13 protein-coding genes and 3 tRNA genes are annotated in these 17619 nt (G+C 58.1%); 13 read left to right on the top strand and 3 right to left on the bottom strand.

Features of this window, described 5'->3' with window-relative positions; translation table 11 throughout:
- Positions 1-2: 2 nt before the first annotated feature.
- A complete protein-coding gene (locus ABIE63_RS07385; RefSeq protein WP_322091217.1) occupies positions 3-1355 on the bottom strand; it encodes an aspartate aminotransferase family protein in 1353 nt (450 codons plus the stop codon).
- Positions 1356-1499: 144 nt separating this feature from the next.
- On the opposite strand from ABIE63_RS07385, the gene ABIE63_RS07380 reads away from it, so the two are divergent.
- Positions 1500-2060 (top strand): cupin domain-containing protein, encoded by a 561-nt coding sequence (locus ABIE63_RS07380; protein WP_183415725.1) that lies wholly within the window; start codon positions 1500-1502, stop codon positions 2058-2060.
- 39 nt (positions 2061-2099) lie between these two features.
- Here the strand turns inward: ABIE63_RS07380 and ABIE63_RS07375 are convergent, their stop codons facing one another.
- Positions 2100-2447, bottom strand: a complete 348-nt coding sequence (locus ABIE63_RS07375) for a hypothetical protein (protein ID WP_354503789.1) — start codon at positions 2445-2447, stop codon at positions 2100-2102.
- Positions 2448-2566: 119 nt separating this feature from the next.
- Positions 2567-3403 (bottom strand): RNA methyltransferase, encoded by an 837-nt coding sequence (locus tag ABIE63_RS07370; protein ID WP_354503787.1) that lies wholly within the window; start codon positions 3401-3403, stop codon positions 2567-2569.
- A 159-nt stretch (positions 3404-3562) separates the two neighbouring features.
- Here ABIE63_RS07370 and ABIE63_RS07365 point away from each other — a divergent pair.
- The 12 genes from ABIE63_RS07365 to rpoC all read left to right on the top strand — a co-directional run bounded on the left by ABIE63_RS07365 (position 3563) and on the right by rpoC (position 17366).
- Positions 3563-3647: transfer RNA gene (locus ABIE63_RS07365), tRNA-Tyr, on the top strand.
- A gap of 28 nt (positions 3648-3675) precedes the next feature.
- Positions 3676-3749, top strand: a tRNA-Gly gene (locus tag ABIE63_RS07360).
- A 136-nt stretch (positions 3750-3885) separates the two neighbouring features.
- Positions 3886-5076, top strand: coding sequence for an elongation factor Tu (gene tuf, locus ABIE63_RS07355; protein ID WP_354503785.1), 1191 nt, complete (start codon positions 3886-3888; stop codon positions 5074-5076).
- 77 nt (positions 5077-5153) lie between these two features.
- Positions 5154-5229, top strand: a tRNA-Trp gene (locus ABIE63_RS07350).
- A 127-nt stretch (positions 5230-5356) separates the two neighbouring features.
- Positions 5357-5554: a preprotein translocase subunit SecE gene (gene secE, locus ABIE63_RS07345; protein WP_183417835.1), complete on the top strand. Its 198-nt coding sequence runs from the start codon at positions 5357-5359 to the stop codon at positions 5552-5554.
- Positions 5555-5560: 6 nt separating this feature from the next.
- Positions 5561-6091, top strand: coding sequence for a transcription termination/antitermination protein NusG (gene nusG / locus ABIE63_RS07340; RefSeq protein ID WP_183417836.1), 531 nt, complete (start codon positions 5561-5563; stop codon positions 6089-6091).
- A gap of 150 nt (positions 6092-6241) precedes the next feature.
- On the top strand, positions 6242-6673 hold the full coding sequence (gene rplK, locus ABIE63_RS07335; RefSeq protein ID WP_354503784.1) for a 50S ribosomal protein L11: 432 nt from the start codon (positions 6242-6244) through the stop codon (positions 6671-6673).
- 4 nt (positions 6674-6677) lie between these two features.
- Entirely contained in the window at positions 6678-7373 is a 696-nt protein-coding gene (rplA, locus tag ABIE63_RS07330; RefSeq protein WP_183417838.1) for a 50S ribosomal protein L1, read from the top strand.
- Positions 7374-7702: 329 nt separating this feature from the next.
- Complete coding sequence (rplJ, locus tag ABIE63_RS07325) at positions 7703-8221, top strand: 50S ribosomal protein L10 (protein WP_183417839.1); 519 nt, start codon at positions 7703-7705, stop codon at positions 8219-8221.
- A gap of 56 nt (positions 8222-8277) precedes the next feature.
- Positions 8278-8652 carry a 50S ribosomal protein L7/L12 gene (rplL, locus tag ABIE63_RS07320; RefSeq protein WP_183417840.1) on the top strand — a complete coding sequence of 125 codons (375 nt, stop codon included), beginning with the start codon at positions 8278-8280 and terminating at the stop codon, positions 8650-8652.
- A gap of 269 nt (positions 8653-8921) precedes the next feature.
- Positions 8922-13094, top strand: coding sequence for a DNA-directed RNA polymerase subunit beta (gene rpoB / locus ABIE63_RS07315; protein WP_183417841.1), 4173 nt, complete (start codon positions 8922-8924; stop codon positions 13092-13094).
- A 90-nt stretch (positions 13095-13184) separates the two neighbouring features.
- On the top strand, positions 13185-17366 hold the full coding sequence (rpoC, locus tag ABIE63_RS07310; protein ID WP_183417842.1) for a DNA-directed RNA polymerase subunit beta': 4182 nt from the start codon (positions 13185-13187) through the stop codon (positions 17364-17366).
- Positions 17367-17619 lie beyond the last annotated feature (253 nt).

The raw sequence follows: 17619 nt of genomic DNA, 5'->3' as shown, positions 1-17619 counted from the left end.
CGTCAATCCAGATCGGTTAGAATTGTGCGGATCGTTTCGAAAATCTGATCGATATGGCTCTTTTCGATGATCAGTGGCGGAGACAGCGCGATGATGTCACCGGTCGTTCGGATCATCACGCCTGCATCAAAGGCTTTTCGGAAGGCCTCGTAGGCACGAGCACCCGGTTTGCCGGGGCGGGACTCCAGCTCGATTCCCGCGATTAGGCCAATGTTGCGCAGGTCAATGACATGCCTTGTCCCCTTCAAGCCGTGAACGGCGTCTTCCCAGTAGGGAGCCAATTCCGCCGCCCGTTCAAAGAGACCTTCCTCCTTGTAGACATCCAGCGTTGCCAGGGCTGCCGCCGCCGCGACTGGATGCGCCGTGTACGTGTAGCCATGGAACAACTCAATCGTGTTGCCGGTGTTGTCGGCCCAGTCCATGAAGGCGTCGTAGATGCCCTTGCGGCAGATTACGCCACCCATGGGGATGGTGCCGTTGGTCAAGCCCTTAGCACAGGTGATGAGGTCGGGCTGCACATCGAAGTGCTCTGTAGCAAAAGAAGAACCCAGACGCCCGAAGCCGGTAATCACCTCATCGAAGATCAAGAGGATGCCGTGTTTGTCGCAAATCTCCCGAAGGCGCTTGAGATAGCCTTTTGGCGGGAGCAGCACGCCGGTCGACCCGGCGACCGGCTCGACGATCACGGCGGCGATGGTCGAAGCGTCGTGCAAAGTGACGATTCGCTCCAGTTCGTCGGCCAGATGGGCGCCCCATTCGGGTTGCCCCTTGGAATAAGCCTGCTTCTCAAGATTGAAGGTGTGTGGCAAATGGTCGACGCCGTTGATAAGCGGACCCCAGAACATGCGATTCTTGACGATACCGCCAACGGAGATTCCACCAAAGCCGGTGCCGTGATAACCGCGTTCACGCCCGATCAATCGGGTACGGGCTGCATCGCCGCGGACACGGTGATAGGCGAGCGCAATTTTCAAGGCGCTGTCGACTGCCTCGGAACCCGAATTGCAGAAGAACACATGGTCGTAATCGCCCGAGAGCATGTTGGTCATGCGGCTCGCCAGCTCAAACGGTAAAGGGTGGCTGACCTGAAAGCTCGGTGCGTAGTCGAGTTTGGCAACCGTGGCTTGAACGGCTTCCACAATTTTGCGGCGACCGTGCCCGGCATTGCAGCACCAAAGACCAGCCGTGCCATCAAGAACTTTCTTGCCCTCGGTGGTGGTGTAATGCATGTCCTGTGCTTCGGCGAGGAGCATTGGGTCTTTCTTAAACCCGCGGTTCCAAGTGAATGGCATCCAGAAAGCTTCGAGATTGTTTGGCGTCGGGTCGAAATCGCCAAGGCCGCTTGGCATCTCCATGGGGCTGCTCCTAAAGACTGGTATGTTGAACGGGCCGAAAATACTATCGATAAAGAAAATTGACAATAGCGACCTAATATGGCTGATTATCAGCATAAATGTTATATATATTTAACATATTAACGACTAAGCAGAAGGTAAAGAATGTCGAGCCAGGATGGTTTTGATCTCGGGCAGCGTTTGCGCTCCTTGCGGCAGATGAATAAACTGTCACAGCGTGAGCTTGCAAAACGCGCCGGCGTTTCGAATGCGCAAATTTCCCTCATTGAACAAAACCGAACCAGCCCGTCGGTCGGAATGCTCAAAAGGGTCCTGGATAGCATTCCCATTTCGTTGTCGGATTTCTTTGCCTGGCAGGACACGCCGCGTGAGAAGGTATTCTTTGCCAGTGAGGAAATGGTTGAACTTGGTCGGGGCAAGATTTCCTATCGCCAAGTTGGTCGCGACCTGACCGGCCGGGCACTGCAGGTTCTGTTGGAACGCTATGCGCCGGGCGCCGATACCGGCGAAAGCCTGTTGCGACACGAGGCGGAGGAAGCAGGCGTTGTCGTATCGGGAAGCTTGGAAGTTACTGTTGGTGATCAGAGGCGGATTTTGAAGGCGGGTGACGGTTATTATTTCGACAGTCGTCTACCGCATCGCTTCAAGAACCTCGACGGGGCGGAGACAGTGGTTGTATCTGCCTGCACCCCGCCCAGTTTCTAATGTTATCGGGAAAGTCTGGAGGGCCTCAAAGCGCCACGATCAATCGTGATCGTGATGCTCCTTGCGCCAGGCCTCACGTGCGGCTTTGGCTTCCTCGTGGGTGATCTCACCGTCGCTGTTTAAGTCGGCCTTTTGAAAACGGGCGAGTGCCATGGCCGAGATGTCGGCCTTGGTGATCACGCCATCGCCGTTCTCGTCCATTTTCTCAAACCGGCTTAGTGCTGCAGCTTCCGCTTCGACGGCAGAAAGAACACCGTCACCGTTACTGTCCATTCTCTCGAACATCTTCCCATGGCGTTGTCCGGCGTTCACGTCGGTTACACCCGAAAGGACAGCCAGAGTTGCTACCAGGATCGCCGCCAGGGGGAGGGCTGCATACTTTTTCATTTATCTTCTCCGTTCGATTTCTCAGGGGGCAGGCAAGATCGTTCATCGCCTGTCCTAAAGACTTACGCGGATGGTGTCTGGTTCATCCCCGGAGAAGTTTCTTTAAATTTTTGCAGGCCTCAGCTTGATCGCCCCAGCAGCTCATAGAGTGCAATTGCCGCCGCGTTGGAAACGTTGAGTTGATCGATCGGGGGACGGGTCGGTAAACGGACGAGCTGCTTGCAGGTTTCCCGCGTCTTTTGCCGCAGCCCTTTTCCCTCGGCGCCCAAAACCACGCAAATCTTCTCGACGTCGTTTGGAATGGCCTCCAGCGATTCCTCGCCTTCGCCGGCCAAGCCGACCGTTAGAAATCCCATTTTGTGAAGCGACTCCAGCGCCTGCGAGAGATTGGTCTCACGGATGATCGGCACACATTCCAGGGCGCCGGAGGCTGTCTTGGCCAAGACACCGGTTTCCCCGGGGGAGTGGCGGCGGGTGAAAAGCAGAGCGGAGGCGCCGAAGGCCGCGGCCGAACGAATGACCGCGCCGACGTTATGCGGATCGGTAACCTGGTCGAGAGCGACGACGACGCAGCGCCCCGTTTCAGGCGGCCGCCAGTCGGAGAGGCGCAGATCGGCCAGCGGCTGACTGAGCATCGCAATACCTTGGTGTACGGCGCCCTCAGGCAACAGGCGCTCGATATCACGCCGATGCAGCTCTTCAATCTGGAGGGATGCACTTTGGGTCAAGGGCTCCAGTTCTTCGGCGAGTCGCCGCCGGGCCTCCGGCGTTGCCAGCAGCCGTCTTTTCTGACGTCTGGCGTTTGCCAGCGCCAGCAAGGTCGCGTGCTGGCCATAGATCCAGAGATCCTCCTCAGCACTATCGAAAGCTCTGGAGTTCCTTTGAAAGGAGCCCCGGTCTTTCGAGCCGCTCCTTGATTCACCTCTGTATTCGCCCCTGGGCTTGCGCGTGGTCATCGAAAATCCTAATCTGTTGCAAGACGATTTCACACGACCGGCCTTGTATGGGCAAGAGCGGGAATGTCGAGGTCGTTTTTTCGCATGTTCATCATTGACACGCGAGACGAAATCACCATAGTGCGCAACGCCGTTGCGCGTCGTCCGTAAGGTTGACGTGGAGGGGTGCCCGAGTGGCTAAAGGGGACGGACTGTAAATCCGTTGGCTTCGCCTACGTTGGTTCGAATCCAACCCCCTCCACCAGACGCCTGGGACGCGCGACGACGAAAGAGCGGGTGTAGCTCAATGGTAGAGCTCCAGCCTTCCAAGCTGGCTATGAGGGTTCGATTCCCTTCACCCGCTCCAGAGACATGGGAGGCAGCGGCCAAGGTTTGTCAGGTGGGTGACAACAGTGGTCGGCGGCTCTATTTGGTTTGGCGAGCAGGCCCAGGACAGACCCAAGGGCGTCCGGAACATGTGGCCGTAAAAGGGAACGTTAGCTATGGCGAAAGAGAAGTTTCAGCGTAACAAGCCGCACGTGAACGTGGGAACGATCGGTCACGTTGACCATGGCAAGACGTCATTGACGGCTGCGATCACGAAGGTATTGGCGGAGACGGGTGGAGCGACCTTCACGGCGTACGACGCGATTGACAAGGCGCCGGAGGAGAAGGCTCGTGGTATCACGATTTCGACGGCGCACGTTGAGTATGAGACGGAGAACCGTCACTACGCGCACGTTGATTGTCCTGGTCACGCTGACTACGTGAAGAACATGATCACGGGCGCGGCGCAGATGGACGGGGCGATTTTGGTTGTGTCTGCGGCGGACGGTCCGATGCCACAGACGCGCGAGCACATTTTGTTGGCTCGCCAGGTTGGTGTTCCTGCGATCTGCGTATTTTTGAACAAGTGCGACATGGTTGACGACGAGGAGTTGTTGGAGCTTGTTGAGCTAGAGGTTCGCGAGCTTCTGTCGTCGTATGATTTCCCGGGCGACGATATTCCTGTTGTGAAGGGCTCGGCGCTTGCGGCGCTTGAGGACAGCGACAAGGCCTTGGGTCACGATGCGATTCTTGAGCTGATGCGTCAGGTTGACGCTTACATTCCGGCGCCGGAGCGTCCGAAGGACAAGCCGTTCCTGATGCCGATTGAGGATGTGTTCTCGATTTCGGGCCGTGGCACGGTTGTGACGGGCCGAATTGAGCGTGGTGTGGTGAAGGTTGGCGAGGAAGTTGAGATCGTCGGCCTGCGCGACACGCAGAAGACGGTTGTGACGGGCGTTGAGATGTTCCGCAAGCTTCTGGATCAGGGCGAGGCGGGCGACAACATCGGTGCGCTGCTGCGCGGTGTTGGACGCGAGGACGTTGAGCGCGGTCAGGTTCTGGCGAAGCCGGGCTCGATCACGCCGCACACGAACTTCAAGGCCGAGGCTTACATTCTGACGAAGGAAGAGGGCGGCCGTCATACGCCGTTCTTCACGAACTATCGTCCGCAGTTTTACTTCCGGACGACGGACGTGACGGGTGTTGTCTCCCTGCCGTCTGGCACGGAGATGGTGATGCCGGGCGACAACGTGGCGATGGAAGTCGAGTTGATCGCGCCGATCGCCATGGACGAAGGCCTGCGTTTCGCTATCCGTGAGGGCGGCCGCACCGTCGGTGCCGGCGTCGTCTCCGCGGTCGTTAAGTAATCCTCTTAGGAGGTTTTAGCGGGGTTTGGGGTTGTGGCTGGTAAGCACGACCCCATTTCCCCTTTAGAAGTGGCGTTAGGAGTGTAGCTCAATTGGTAGAGCACCGGTCTCCAAAACCGGGGGCTGTGGGTTCGAGTCCCTCCACTCCTGCCAGTTGAGGCGCTTTGTGATGAGGCGCGCGATTGAGCGCCCGAGAAATTTTGGCTCCGGCAGCGGCAATGCCTTAAATGGTGGCGCTCCTGTCGGAATTGCCGTTTGAGACGGAAAAGGAAGGCCCACGATGGCCAAGACCAACGTCGCGCAGTTTTTTCGCGAAGTACGCCAGGAAGCCAGCAAGGTTACCTGGCCGACGCGGCGCGAGACCACTGTCAGCACAATCATGGTGTTTGTGATGGTGTTTCTGGCGGCGATTTTCTTCTTCTTGGTTGATCAGGTTCTGGCCTTTGCCGTGAAGCTGCTTCTTGGGATTGGAGGCTAACTGGTTATGGCCATCCGTTGGTATGTGGTTCACGTCTATTCGGGCTTTGAAAAAAAGGTCGCCGAGTCCATTAAGGATCAGGCGAGGCAGAAGGGCATGGAGGAACTTTTCGAAGAGGTCCTGGTGCCAACCGAGGAAGTGATCGAAATTCGCCGGGGTCAGAAGGTGACGTCGGAGCGCAAGTTCTTTCCAGGTTATGTTCTGGCCAAGATGGAACTGACCGATCAGAGCTGGCATTTGGTCAAGGATACGCCGAAGGTTACCGGTTTCCTGGGCAGCAAAGGCAAACCTTCCCCGATCTCGGAGAAGGAAGCGCAACAGATCCTGCATCAGGTTCAAGAAGGCGTTGAGCGGCCCAAGCCCTCGATCACCTTCGAGATTGGTGAGCAGGTTCGCGTTGCGGACGGTCCCTTCACATCGTTCAACGGAACGGTTGACGATGTCGATGAAGAGCGTTCGCGGCTCAAGGTGGCGGTTTCCATTTTTGGACGTTCGACGCCGGTGGAATTGGAATACTCCCAGGTCGAAAAGGTCTGATTTCCCTAACGGGATGTTGGACTGGCCGGGAGAGGTGGCGGCGCTTTCAGGTTGGAAGAGTCGCAGTAGTGGCGCGGGAGGTGACGGTCGCATCAAAGTCCAAGCGACGACCGGACCGCGCAGCCCAGAATGTTAGAAGGGTGAATTGAAATGGCAAAAAAGATTGCGGGCTATATTAAGCTCGAGATTCCGTCGGGGCAGGCCAATCCCTCCCCGCCGGTCGGACCGGCGCTAGGTCAGCGCGGTCTGAACATCATGGAATTCTGCAAGGCCTTCAATGCGGCCACGCAGGGAATGGAGCCGGGTACGCCGACGCCTGTGGTCATCACGGCATACAGCGACCGGTCGTTCTCTTTCGAACTGAAGACTGCTCCTGCGTCTTACTATCTGCGCAAGGCGGCCAAGGTTGCGAAGGGTTCCCCCACCACGGGCAAGGGTTACATCGGTAAGGTGACCCGCGCTCAGTTGGCAGAGATCGCCGAGGCCAAGATGGCCGATCTCAACGCCAACGACATCGATGCGGCGATCAGCATTATTGCCGGTTCGGCCCGTTCCATGGGCCTCGAAGTGGTGGAGGACTGAAATCATGGCGCATAAAGGTAAGCGTTATCAAAAGGTTATTGACGGCATTGACCGTCGGGCAACCTATGAAGTGGTCGAAGCGATCAAGATGATCAAGGGCCGGGCGAGCGCCAAGTTCGATGAGACGGTCGAGATCGCCATGAATCTGGGTGTTGACCCTCGCCACGCGGATCAGAACGTACGCGGTGCGGTTTCCTTGCCGCATGGCACGGGTAAGGCGCTTCGCGTTGCCGTCTTTGCGAAGGGCGACAAGGCGGAAGAGGCGAAGAAAGCCGGCGCCGATATCGTCGGTGCGGAGGATCTCGCAGAGCAGGTGCAAGCCGGCCAGATGGACTTCGATCGCGTCATTGCCACACCGGACATGATGCCGTTGGTGGGCCGTCTCGGTAAGGTGCTGGGTCCGCGCGGTTTGATGCCGAACCCCAAACTGGGCACGGTAACGGCCGATGTGACCCAAGCGGTCGCCGACGCCAAGGGCGGCCAGGTCCAGTTCCGTGTCGAGAAGGCGGGCATCGTCCATGCCGGTGTCGGCAAGGCCAGCTTCAGCGAGGAAGCTCTGGTAGAGAACGTTAAGGCTTTCGTCGCGGCGATCAACCGCGCCAAGCCCAGCGGCGCGAAGGGGAGCTACATCAAGCGGGTAGCCCTTTCCTCGACGATGGGTGCCGGAGTGAAAGTTGAGGTTGCCAGCCTGGTCAACTGATCGGGTGGCGTGAGCAACCAAAGGGTTTCGGTGGTGGATTCTTCGGAATCGGCCACCGGGAAGACCGGCCGAGATGCCTTGGTGGTAATCGGCCGGTAACCTGTCCAAGACTGCAGGTGTGTTGTCTGTTCGCAGGCGATACTTAAGCCCATTTGCGGGCCTGCATAGACAGGAAGCAAAAGAATTTCGGAGGGCTCCTTCGAAAAGCTTGAGCTTCCGGGACAGGCGAACCGGGTCTTTCCGGACGCTTTGCCGGAAAGGCCTTCGTGCAACGGGCCGCAACACTTTCTCAGGAAGGCGTTGCAGTCCAATGACGGGAGAGACGATTCGTGGACCGTACGGAAAAAGAAGAGCTGGTGTCCACGCTGAACGCGTCCTTCGGCGAGGTCTCGCTGGTTATCGTGACCCAACAAACGGGGCTCACGGTGGCACAGTCACAGGACCTGCGTCGCAAGATGCGTGCAGCCGGCGCCAACTTTAAGGTGAGTAAGAATCGGCTCACGCGTCTGGCTCTTAAAGGCACGAAGTTCGAGGGACTGGATTCGCTGTTCAGCGGGCCGACCGGCATTGCGATGTCGGAAGACCCCATTGCAGCGGCGAAGGTCGCCGTCGAGTTCGCCAAGGACAACGATAAGCTACAGATCGTTGGTGGTGCTATGGATTCGCAGGTACTTGACGTCGAAGGCGTCATGGCCCTGGCCAAGCTGCCGTCCCTGGATGAACTGCGAGGCAAGCTGATCGGTCTGATGCAGGCCCCGGCGACAAAGGTCGCTGGCGTTCTGCAGGCCCCGGCTGGCCAGATGGCACGTCTCTTGAATGCCTATGCCCAAAAAGGCGAAGCCGCGTGATCCCGCGTGATCCGAGCAAACAGTAAGCTCAAGTTTAACTAGGAGTAGGAACTAAAATGGCTGATCTCGATAAGCTCGTTGCAGAGCTGTCCAAGCTGACCGTCCTGGAGGCTGCCGATTTGGCGAAGCGCCTCGAAGAGGAGTGGGGCGTTTCCGCCGCTGCTCCGGTTGCCGTTGCTGCCGCCGCTGGTGGTGGTGATGCTCCGGCTGCCGCTGAGAAGGACGAATTCGATGTTGTTCTGGCCGCCGTTGGCGACAAAAAGATCAACGTCATTAAGGAAGTCCGTGCGATCACCGGTCTTGGCCTGAAGGAAGCCAAGGATCTGGTCGAAGCCGCACCGAAGGCCGTCAAGGAAGCTGTTTCCAAGGACGAGGCCGAGAAGGTAAAGAAGCAACTCGAGGAGGCTGGTGCCACCGTTGAGTTGAAGTAAGTGCTGCGTGTAACGCTGCACTTTGCAGGCCTGGTCGGCGCGTCTCGGAAGGGGCGCGCCGGCGCAGGCTTTTCGTGCCTTCACGCATGAGCCCGGAGAAAACTCCTCCGAGTTGATGTGTGATGGTCCACTGCGCGGTTCCTCAAAACCGGGATCCGAGCAGGGGTTGCAGAAGAGATTTATTGGCGTAGGCGGAAGGCTTTCCAGGATGTGCCCAGGTACAGGCACTGGGCGGCGCCCCGCAAACAGATGTGATGAGGAAGCTTAAGATGGAGAGGTCCTTTACCGGTCGTAAGCGCATTCGCAAGAGCTTCGGACGGATTCCCGAAGTCACCGAAATGCCGAACCTCATCGAGGTGCAGAAAACTTCCTATGACCAGTTTCTGCTCGCCGATGTAAAACCGGAGAAGCGCCCGCAGAGTGGGCTACAGGCGGTTTTCAGTTCGGTATTTCCGATCCGCGATTTCGCCGGACGTTCGGAGCTCAATTTCGTTCGCTATGAACTGGAAGAGCCGAAGTACGACGTTGAGGAATGCCAGCAGCGCGGCATGACTTACGCAGCGCCCTTGAAGGTCACGCTGCGCCTCGTCGTCTGGGATATCGACGAGGACAGTGGCGCCAAGTCGATTCGCGATATCAAGGAGCAGGACGTTTACATGGGCGATATGCCGCTCATGACCGGCAACGGCACTTTCGTGGTGAACGGCACCGAGCGTGTGATCGTCTCGCAAATGCATCGTAGCCCGGGCGTGTTTTTTGACCATGATCGCGGCAAGACCCATTCGTCGGGCAAATATCTCTTCGCTGCGCGCGTGATTCCTTACCGTGGTTCCTGGCTGGACTTTGAGTTCGACGCCAAGGACATCGTTTATGTGCGTGTGGACCGCCGCAGGAAACTGCCGGCAACGACCTTCCTGATGGCGCTCGACAGCATTGAGACGGAGAAACGGCGCGCCGATGCTGCCAAGAAGGGCGAAGCGGTTGATTTGGCGTCCCTTGAAGGGATGTCGGCGGAAGAGATCCTGGAGGCTTTCTATGACGGCGTGACCTATAAGAAGGTCAAGGGCGGTTGGAAAACCGCCTTTTCGCCAGAGCGTTTGAAGGGCTCCAAGCTTGTCGCGCCGCTGGTCAACGCCAAGGACGGCGAGATCGTTGCCGAGGCCGGTGCCAAGATGACCCCGCGCCTGCTGCGCAAGATCGAGGAAGCGGGTCTCAAGGAGATCCTGGTAACCGAGGAGGAACTGCACGGTCTCTATCTCGCCGGTGACCATATCAACGCAAAGACCGGCGAGGTCTTGGCTGAGGCGGGCGATGAGATTACGGAAGAGTCTCTGGAGACCTTGTCCAATGCTTCCGTGAAGGAAATCACGGTACTGGCGATCGATCACCTCAATATCGGCCCTTACATCCGCAACACGTTGGCAGCGGACAAGAACCGCAGCCGCGAGGATGCGCTGATCGATATCTACCGGGTGATGCGTCCGGGCGAGCCGCCGACGCTGGAGACGGCCGAGGCAATGTTCCAGAGCCTGTTCTTCGACTCGGAACGCTACGATCTTTCCGCCGTCGGTCGCGTGAAGATGAATGCCCGTTTGGGATTCACGGACGTTTCCGACGAAGTGCGTGTGCTCCGGAAGGCTGATGTGCTGTCCATCCTCAAGATTCTCTGTGAATTGAAGGACGGCCGCGGCGAGATCGACGATATCGATCATCTGGGCAATCGGCGCGTGCGTTCGGTCGGTGAGCTGATGGAGAATCAGTACCGAGTCGGCTTGTTGCGCATGGAGCGCGCGATCAAGGAGCGTATGAGCTCGGTCGAGATCGACACAGTGATGCCGCATGACCTGATCAATGCCAAGCCAGCCGCCGCCGCCGTGCGCGAGTTCTTCGGTTCTTCGCAGCTTTCCCAGTTCATGGATCAGACCAACCCGTTGTCCGAGATCACGCACAAGCGTCGTCTTTCGGCCTTGGGCCCGGGCGGTCTGACGCGTGAACGCGCCGGCTTCGAAGTTCGCGACGTGCATCCGACCCACTATGGACGCATTTGTCCCATCGAGACGCCTGAAGGCCCAAACATTGGCCTGATCAACTCGCTGGCGACCTATGCACGGGTCAACAAGTACGGCTTCATCGAGAGCCCCTACCGGAAAATCGTCGATAACAAAGTGACGGACGAGGTCATCTATCTTTCGGCGATGGACGAAGGGCGCTATACGATCGCTCAGGCCAATGCGACGTTGGATGACAAGGGCCGCTTCGTTGACGATCTGGTGTCTAGTCGTCAAGCGGGCGACTACATCGTTGCCCGTCCCGAGGACATCGACCTCATCGACGTGTCGCCCAAGCAGATCGTCTCGGTTGCCGCGGCGCTCATTCCCTTCCTGGAGAATGACGACGCTAACCGCGCGCTGATGGGCTCCAACATGCAACGCCAGGCGGTGCCGCTGTTGCAGGCGGAAGCGCCGTTGGTTGGAACAGGCATGGAAGAAACGGTTGCACGCGACTCAGGTGCGTCGATCGTAGCGCGCCGCGCCGGTGTAATCGATCAGGTCGATGCGACCCGTATCGTTATCCGTGTCACCGAGGAAACCTCGAGCGGAGAGCAGGCCGTCGACATCTACAACCTGTTGAAGTTTCAGCGGTCGAACCAGAACACTTCGATCACCCAGCGTCCGCTGGTCAAGGTCGGAGAAATGGTGGAGAAGGGCGATATCATCGCCGACGGCCCCTCGACCCAGCTGGGTGAGCTGGCGTTGGGCCGCAACGTGCTCGTCGCCTTCATGCCGTGGATGGGCTACAACTTTGAGGATTCGATCCTCATCTCCGAGCGCATCGTCCGAGACGACGTCTTCACCTCGATTCACATCGAAGAGTTCGAGGTCATGGCCCGTGATACCAAGTTGGGTCAGGAAGAGATCACCCGCGACATTCCCAACGTCGGTGAGGATGCTCTGCGCAACCTCGACGAAGCCGGTATCGTTTATATCGGTGCCGAGGTGAATGCAGGTGACATCCTGGTCGGCAAGGTCACGCCGAAGGGCGAATCGCCGATGACACCCGAGGAAAAACTGCTTCGGGCGATCTTCGGCGAAAAGGCCTCCGATGTTCGCGATAGCTCCTTGAAAGTGCCGCCCGGCGTGACCGGAACGGTGGTTGAGGTTCGCGTCTTCTCGCGCCGCGGCGTCGAGAAGGACGAGCGTGCCCTGGCTATCGAGCGGTCTGAAATCGAGCGGCTTGCCAAGGACCGTGATGACGAGAAGACCATTCTGGAGCGCAGCTTCTATGGCCGCCTCAAGGATCTTCTGATCGGCGAGACGGGCGTTTCCGGTCCCAAGGGCTTCAAGAAGGGCGTTAAGATCACCGAGGAAGTCCTCTCTGATTTCACGCCGGGTCAGTGGCGCCAGATCGCCGTCAAGGGCGACAAGCGCCAGGGTGACGTCGAGGCGCTCAACAAGCAGTTCGAGGAAGCCGTCGGGGCGCTGCAGAAGCGTTTCGAGAACAAAGTGGACAAGTTGCAGCGCGGCGACGAGTTGCCGCCGGGCGTGATGAAGATGGTCAAGGTTTTCGTGGCCGTGAAGCGCAAGCTTCAGCCGGGCGACAAAATGGCCGGACGCCACGGCAACAAGGGTGTCATTTCCAAGATCATGCCGATGGAGGACATGCCTCACCTGGAGGATGGTACTCCGGTGGATATCGTGCTCAATCCGTTGGGTGTGCCCAGCCGCATGAACGTCGGGCAGATTCTTGAAACGCACCTTGGATGGGCTTGTGCAGGGCTGGGACGTGATATCGGGCGCATGCTCGATGACGCGAACCGAACCGGCAAGTTCAAGGTGCTGCGCGACAAGCTCAAGGACGTCTACGGTCCGGAAGTCTACAAGAAGATGATCACCGACCTTGAAGATCGCCATATCGGCGAGCTTGCGAACAACCTGCGTGGTGGTGTTCCCATTGCCACGCCGGTGTTTGACGGTGCACGAAGCGAAGACATCATGGAGATGTTGGTAGAGGCCGGTCACGACACGTCGGGTCAGGTCTGGTTGTGGGATGGTCGCTCGGGCGAGAAATTCCACCGCCCGGTGACAGTCGGCTACATCTACATGCTAAAACTGCATCACCTCGTCGATGACAAGATCCACGCCCGTTCCATCGGTCCGTACAGCCTTGTGACTCAGCAACCGCTGGGCGGTAAGGCGCAGTTCGGTGGACAGCGCTTCGGTGAGATGGAGGTCTGGGCGCTGGAAGCTTACGGCGCAGCCTACACCTTGCAGGAAATGCTCACGGTCAAGTCGGACGACGTATCGGGTCGTACCAAGGTCTACGAGTCGATCGTCAAGGGCGATGATAACTTCGAGGCCGGTATACCGGAATCCTTCAACGTTCTCGTGAAGGAACTGCGTTCGCTGGGCCTCGACGTCGAGTTGAAGCAGAGCGGCTTCTAATAGGTCCTAGAAAAAGGGGCGGCCAGTTGTGAAAAAGCCGGTCGTCTCGAAGCCCCACCCTCGGGGCACCATGATTATCGGGAGATACCGATGAACGACATCATGAACCTCTTCGGTCAGCCCTCTGGCCCGCAGAGCTTCGATCAGATCCGCATTTCCATTGCCAGCCCGGAGCGCATCCGTTCCTGGTCGTTCGGTGAGATCAAGAAGCCGGAAACCATCAATTACCGGACTTTCAAGCCGGAGCGCGACGGCCTGTTCTGCGCCCGAATTTTCGGCCCGGTAAAGGACTACGAGTGCCTTTGCGGCAAGTACAAGCGCATGAAGTACCGCGGCATCATCTGCGAGAAGTGCGGCGTCGAAGTGACCCTGTCCAAGGTCCGCCGCGAGCGCATGGGCCATATCGAACTGGCCAGCCCGGTTGCGCATATCTGGTTCCTGAAATCACTGCCGAGCCGTATCGGTCTTCTCGTCGACATGACGTTGAAGGAGTTGGAGCGGGTGCTCTACTTCGAAAACTTTGTCGTAACCGAACCTGGCTTGACGCCGCTCAAGCAGCGCCAATTGTTGAGCGAGGACGAATACCTCGACGCGCAGGAAGAGTTTGGGGAAGACGCCTTTACAGCTCTTATTGGCGCCGAAGCCATGAAGGAGATGCTCTCGCGCCTCGACCTTGAGGAGCTTGAGATCGAACTGCGTGCCGAGTTGAAAGACACCAATTCGGAAGCAAAACGCAAGAAGTTGGTCAAGCGTCTGAAGCTGGTTGAGTCTTTTGTCGTATCCGGTGCGCGGCCCGAGTGGATGATTTTGGATGTCGTTCCCGTCATTCCGCCCGAGTTGCGTCCGCTTGTGCCCTTGGACGGTGGCCGTTTCGCGACCTCTGACTTGAACGATCTCTATCGCCGCGTCATCAACCGCAACAACCGTTTGAAGCGACTGATTGAACTGCGTGCGCCCGATATCATCGTGCGCAATGAAAAACGCATGCTGCAGGAGTCCGTTGACGCGTTGTTTGACAACGGTCGCCGCGGCCGTGTCATCACGGGCGCCAACAAGCGGCCCTTGAAGTCGCTGTCGGACATGCTGAAAGGCAAGCAGGGTCGCTTCCGTCAAAACCTTCTGGGTAAGCGCGTCGACTACTCCGGTCGTTCGGTCATCGTGGTGGGACCGGAACTGAAACTGCATCAGTGCGGCTTGCCAAAGAAGATGGCGTTGGAGTTATTCAAGCCCTTCATCTATTCGAAGCTTGAACTCTACGGCATGGCGTCGACGATCAAGGCCGCCAAGAAGATGGTGGAAAAGGAACGCCCCGAAGTTTGGGATATTCTGGAAGAGGTCATTCGCGAGCATCCGGTCATGTTGAACCGGGCGCCCACGTTGCACCGCTTGGGTATTCAGGCGTTCGAACCGGTGTTGATCGAAGGTAAGGCAATCCAGCTTCACCCGCTGGTTTGTACTGCATTCAACGCGGACTTCGACGGTGACCAGATGGCGGTCCACGTGCCGTTGTCGCTGGAAGCCCAGTTGGAAGCGCGCGTCTTGATGATGTCGACCAACAATATCCTGTCGCCGGCCAATGGTAAGCCGATCATCGTCCCGTCTCAGGATATTGTTCTGGGTATCTACTACCTGACGATGGAGAACGACGGCGAGCAGGGCGAGGGCATGGTGTTCGGCACCATGGGCGAGATCGAGCATGCGTTGGAGGCACACGCGGTGTCGCTGCATGCCAAAATCAAGGCGCGCTATTCGACCGTCAATTCCGAGGGTGAGCCGGTCGTGCAGCTGGTCGATTCTACGCCTGGCCGCATGTTGTTGGCGCAGGTGTTGCCGCGCCACAAGAAGCTGCCTTTCTCGACCATCAACCGCCTTTTGACCAAAAAGGAGGTAACCGAGGTTATCGATACGGTTTACCGCCATTGCGGCCAGAAGGAGACGGTTATTTTCTGTGACCGCATGATGGGCCTGGGCTTTGCTTATGCCTGCCGTGCGGGCATCTCCTTCGGCAAGGACGACCTGATCATTCCGGAAGCCAAGATCAAACTGGTCGAGGAAGCCCAGGATCAGGTGAAGGAGTTTGAACAGCAGTACCAGGAAGGCCTCATCACGCGCGGCGAGAAGTACAATAAGGTCGTCGACGTTTGGTCGTCTTGCACCGATAAGGTGGCCGAGGAGATGATGAAGGTCATGTCCCAAAACCGGGGACTGTCCATCAATTCGGTTTACATGATGGCACACTCCGGTGCGCGTGGTTCCGCCGCGCAGATCAAACAGCTTGCCGGTATGCGCGGGCTGATGGCTAAGCCGTCGGGCGAGATCATCGAGACGCCGATCATTTCCAACTTCAAGGAAGGCCTGTCGGTCCTGGAGTACTTCAACTCCACGCACGGCGCCCGTAAGGGACTGGCCGATACTGCCTTGAAGACGGCGAACTCGGGATACCTTACCCGCCGTCTCGTCGACGTGGCGCAGGATTGCATCATCGTCGAAGAGGATTGCGGCTCCGAGAAGTACCTGACGCTGCATCCCGTTATCGAGGGCGGCGAGGTCATCGCTCCCTTGGGCGAGCGTATCCTGGGTCGCACGGCGGCCGAGGATGTGGTCGATCCGTTGTCGGGCGAAGTCATCGTCAAACGCAATGATCTGGTGACCGAGCCGGAGGTCGAAGCCATCGACCGGGCCGGAATCGACGTGGTTCGCATCCGTTCGACCCTGACTTGCGAGAGCCGGGGCGGCGTCTGCGGCCATTGCTACGGTCGCGATCTGGCGCGTGGCACGCGCGTCAACCAGGGTGAGGCTGTCGGCGTAATCGCGGCGCAGTCGATCGGTGAGCCGGGCACCCAGTTGACCATGCGTACCTTCCATATCGGCGGCGCGGCGCAGGGTGGTGCCGAGCAGTCGAGCATCGAGGCAGTGAGTGATGCCCTGGTGAAATGGCACAACAAGAACGTTGTCCATAACTCCGAGGGCGTGGCCATTGCCATGAGCCGCAACATGGAAGTCGTGCTGCTGGATGAGCAGAAGCGTGAGCGGGCCAGGCATAAGGTTCCTTATGGTGCGCGCTTGCTCGCGGAAGAAGGTAAGAAGGTTACCAAGGGTCAGCGTCTGGCCGAATGGGATCCTTATACGACGCCTATCATCAGCGAGCGGGAAGGCATTGCCAGCTATGTCGATTTGGTCGAAGGAATTTCGATCAAGGAGCACATGGACGAGACGACCGGCATTTCCAACCGCGTCGTTATCGATTGGAAGCAGCAGCCCAAGGGTGCGGACCTCAAGCCACGGGTCACTTTGCGTGACGAGAAGGGTGAAGTCGTCACGTTGGCCAACGGTCTGGAAGCGCGCTACTTCATGTCGGTGGACGCAATCCTGTCGGTTGAGCATGGCTCTCAGGTCCAAGCCGGTGACGTCTTGGCGCGTATTCCGAGGGAGAGCTCCAAGACGCGCGATATCACGGGTGGTCTGCCGCGCGTGGCTGAACTGTTCGAAGCCCGCAAGCCCAAGGACTTCGCCATCATTGCGGAAATTCCGGGGCGCGTTGAGTTCGGACGTGATTACAAGACCAAGCGTCGCGTAATCATCCAGCCGGCCGAGGATGGTGTGGAGCCGAAGGAGTATCTGATCCCGAAGGGCAAGCACCTTGCGGTTCAGGAAGGCGACAACGTTGAGCGCGGCGACCTCTTGATGGACGGCAACCCGGTGCCTCATGACATCCTCGAGGTGTTGGGTGTCGAGGCCTTGGCCGAGTATCTGATCAACGAGGTGCAAAGCGTCTATCGTCTGCAGGGCGTGAAGATCAATGACAAGCATATCGAGGTCATTGTTCGTCAGATGCTGCAAAAGGTGGAGATCACCTACGGCGGAGACACGACCTTCCTGGTTGGCGAGCAGACCGACCGTGAAGAGTTCGAGATGGTGAACGACAAAGTGATTGCTAGCGGTGGACGGGCTGCCGAGGCCAAGTCGGTCTTGCACGGCATCACCAAGGCAAGCTTGCAGACTCGTTCGTTCATCTCGGCCGCGTCGTTCCAGGAGACTACCCGTGTCCTCACCGAGGCCGCAGTGCAGGGTAAGGTCGACGAATTGATCGGTCTCAAGGAGAACGTGATCGTCGGTCGTCTGATCCCGGCGGGTACAGGCTCCATCGTAAACCGCATGCAGCGACTCGCGGCCGAGCGCGACCGGGCGATTCTCGACGCGCGGGAAGCCGAGCAGCTCGCTTTACAGGCGGATTCGGGTGAAGTCGCCGAGGAGGCACCAGCTCAATCTTGAGCTTGGTGATTTATTCAGGTCATTATCCCGGATCTTTGCGCAATATTATTTCAAATTGTGCCAAGGTCCGGGAAAGCCTGGGTTCTCAGCAAAAAGTCAGCGTGTTTGGCTTGACGCGGATAGGGCACATACATAGTATGCGCCAACCTTTCGGGGGCTGGTGGTAGACCTGTTCTACGGTCTAGACGCAGTTCCGGGTTTTACGAGACGAAAAATAGCCGCCTTTTTAAGGTGGTACGGAAACTCCGCAGAG

Origin of the sequence: Limibacillus sp. MBR-115, assembly GCF_040549425.1 — a bacterium.
Taxonomy (GTDB): Bacteria; Pseudomonadota; Alphaproteobacteria; order Kiloniellales; family CECT-8803; genus Limibacillus; species Limibacillus halophilus.
Note: the sequence above shows the minus strand (reverse complement) of the source record. Positions and strands in the feature narration are given on the sequence as shown.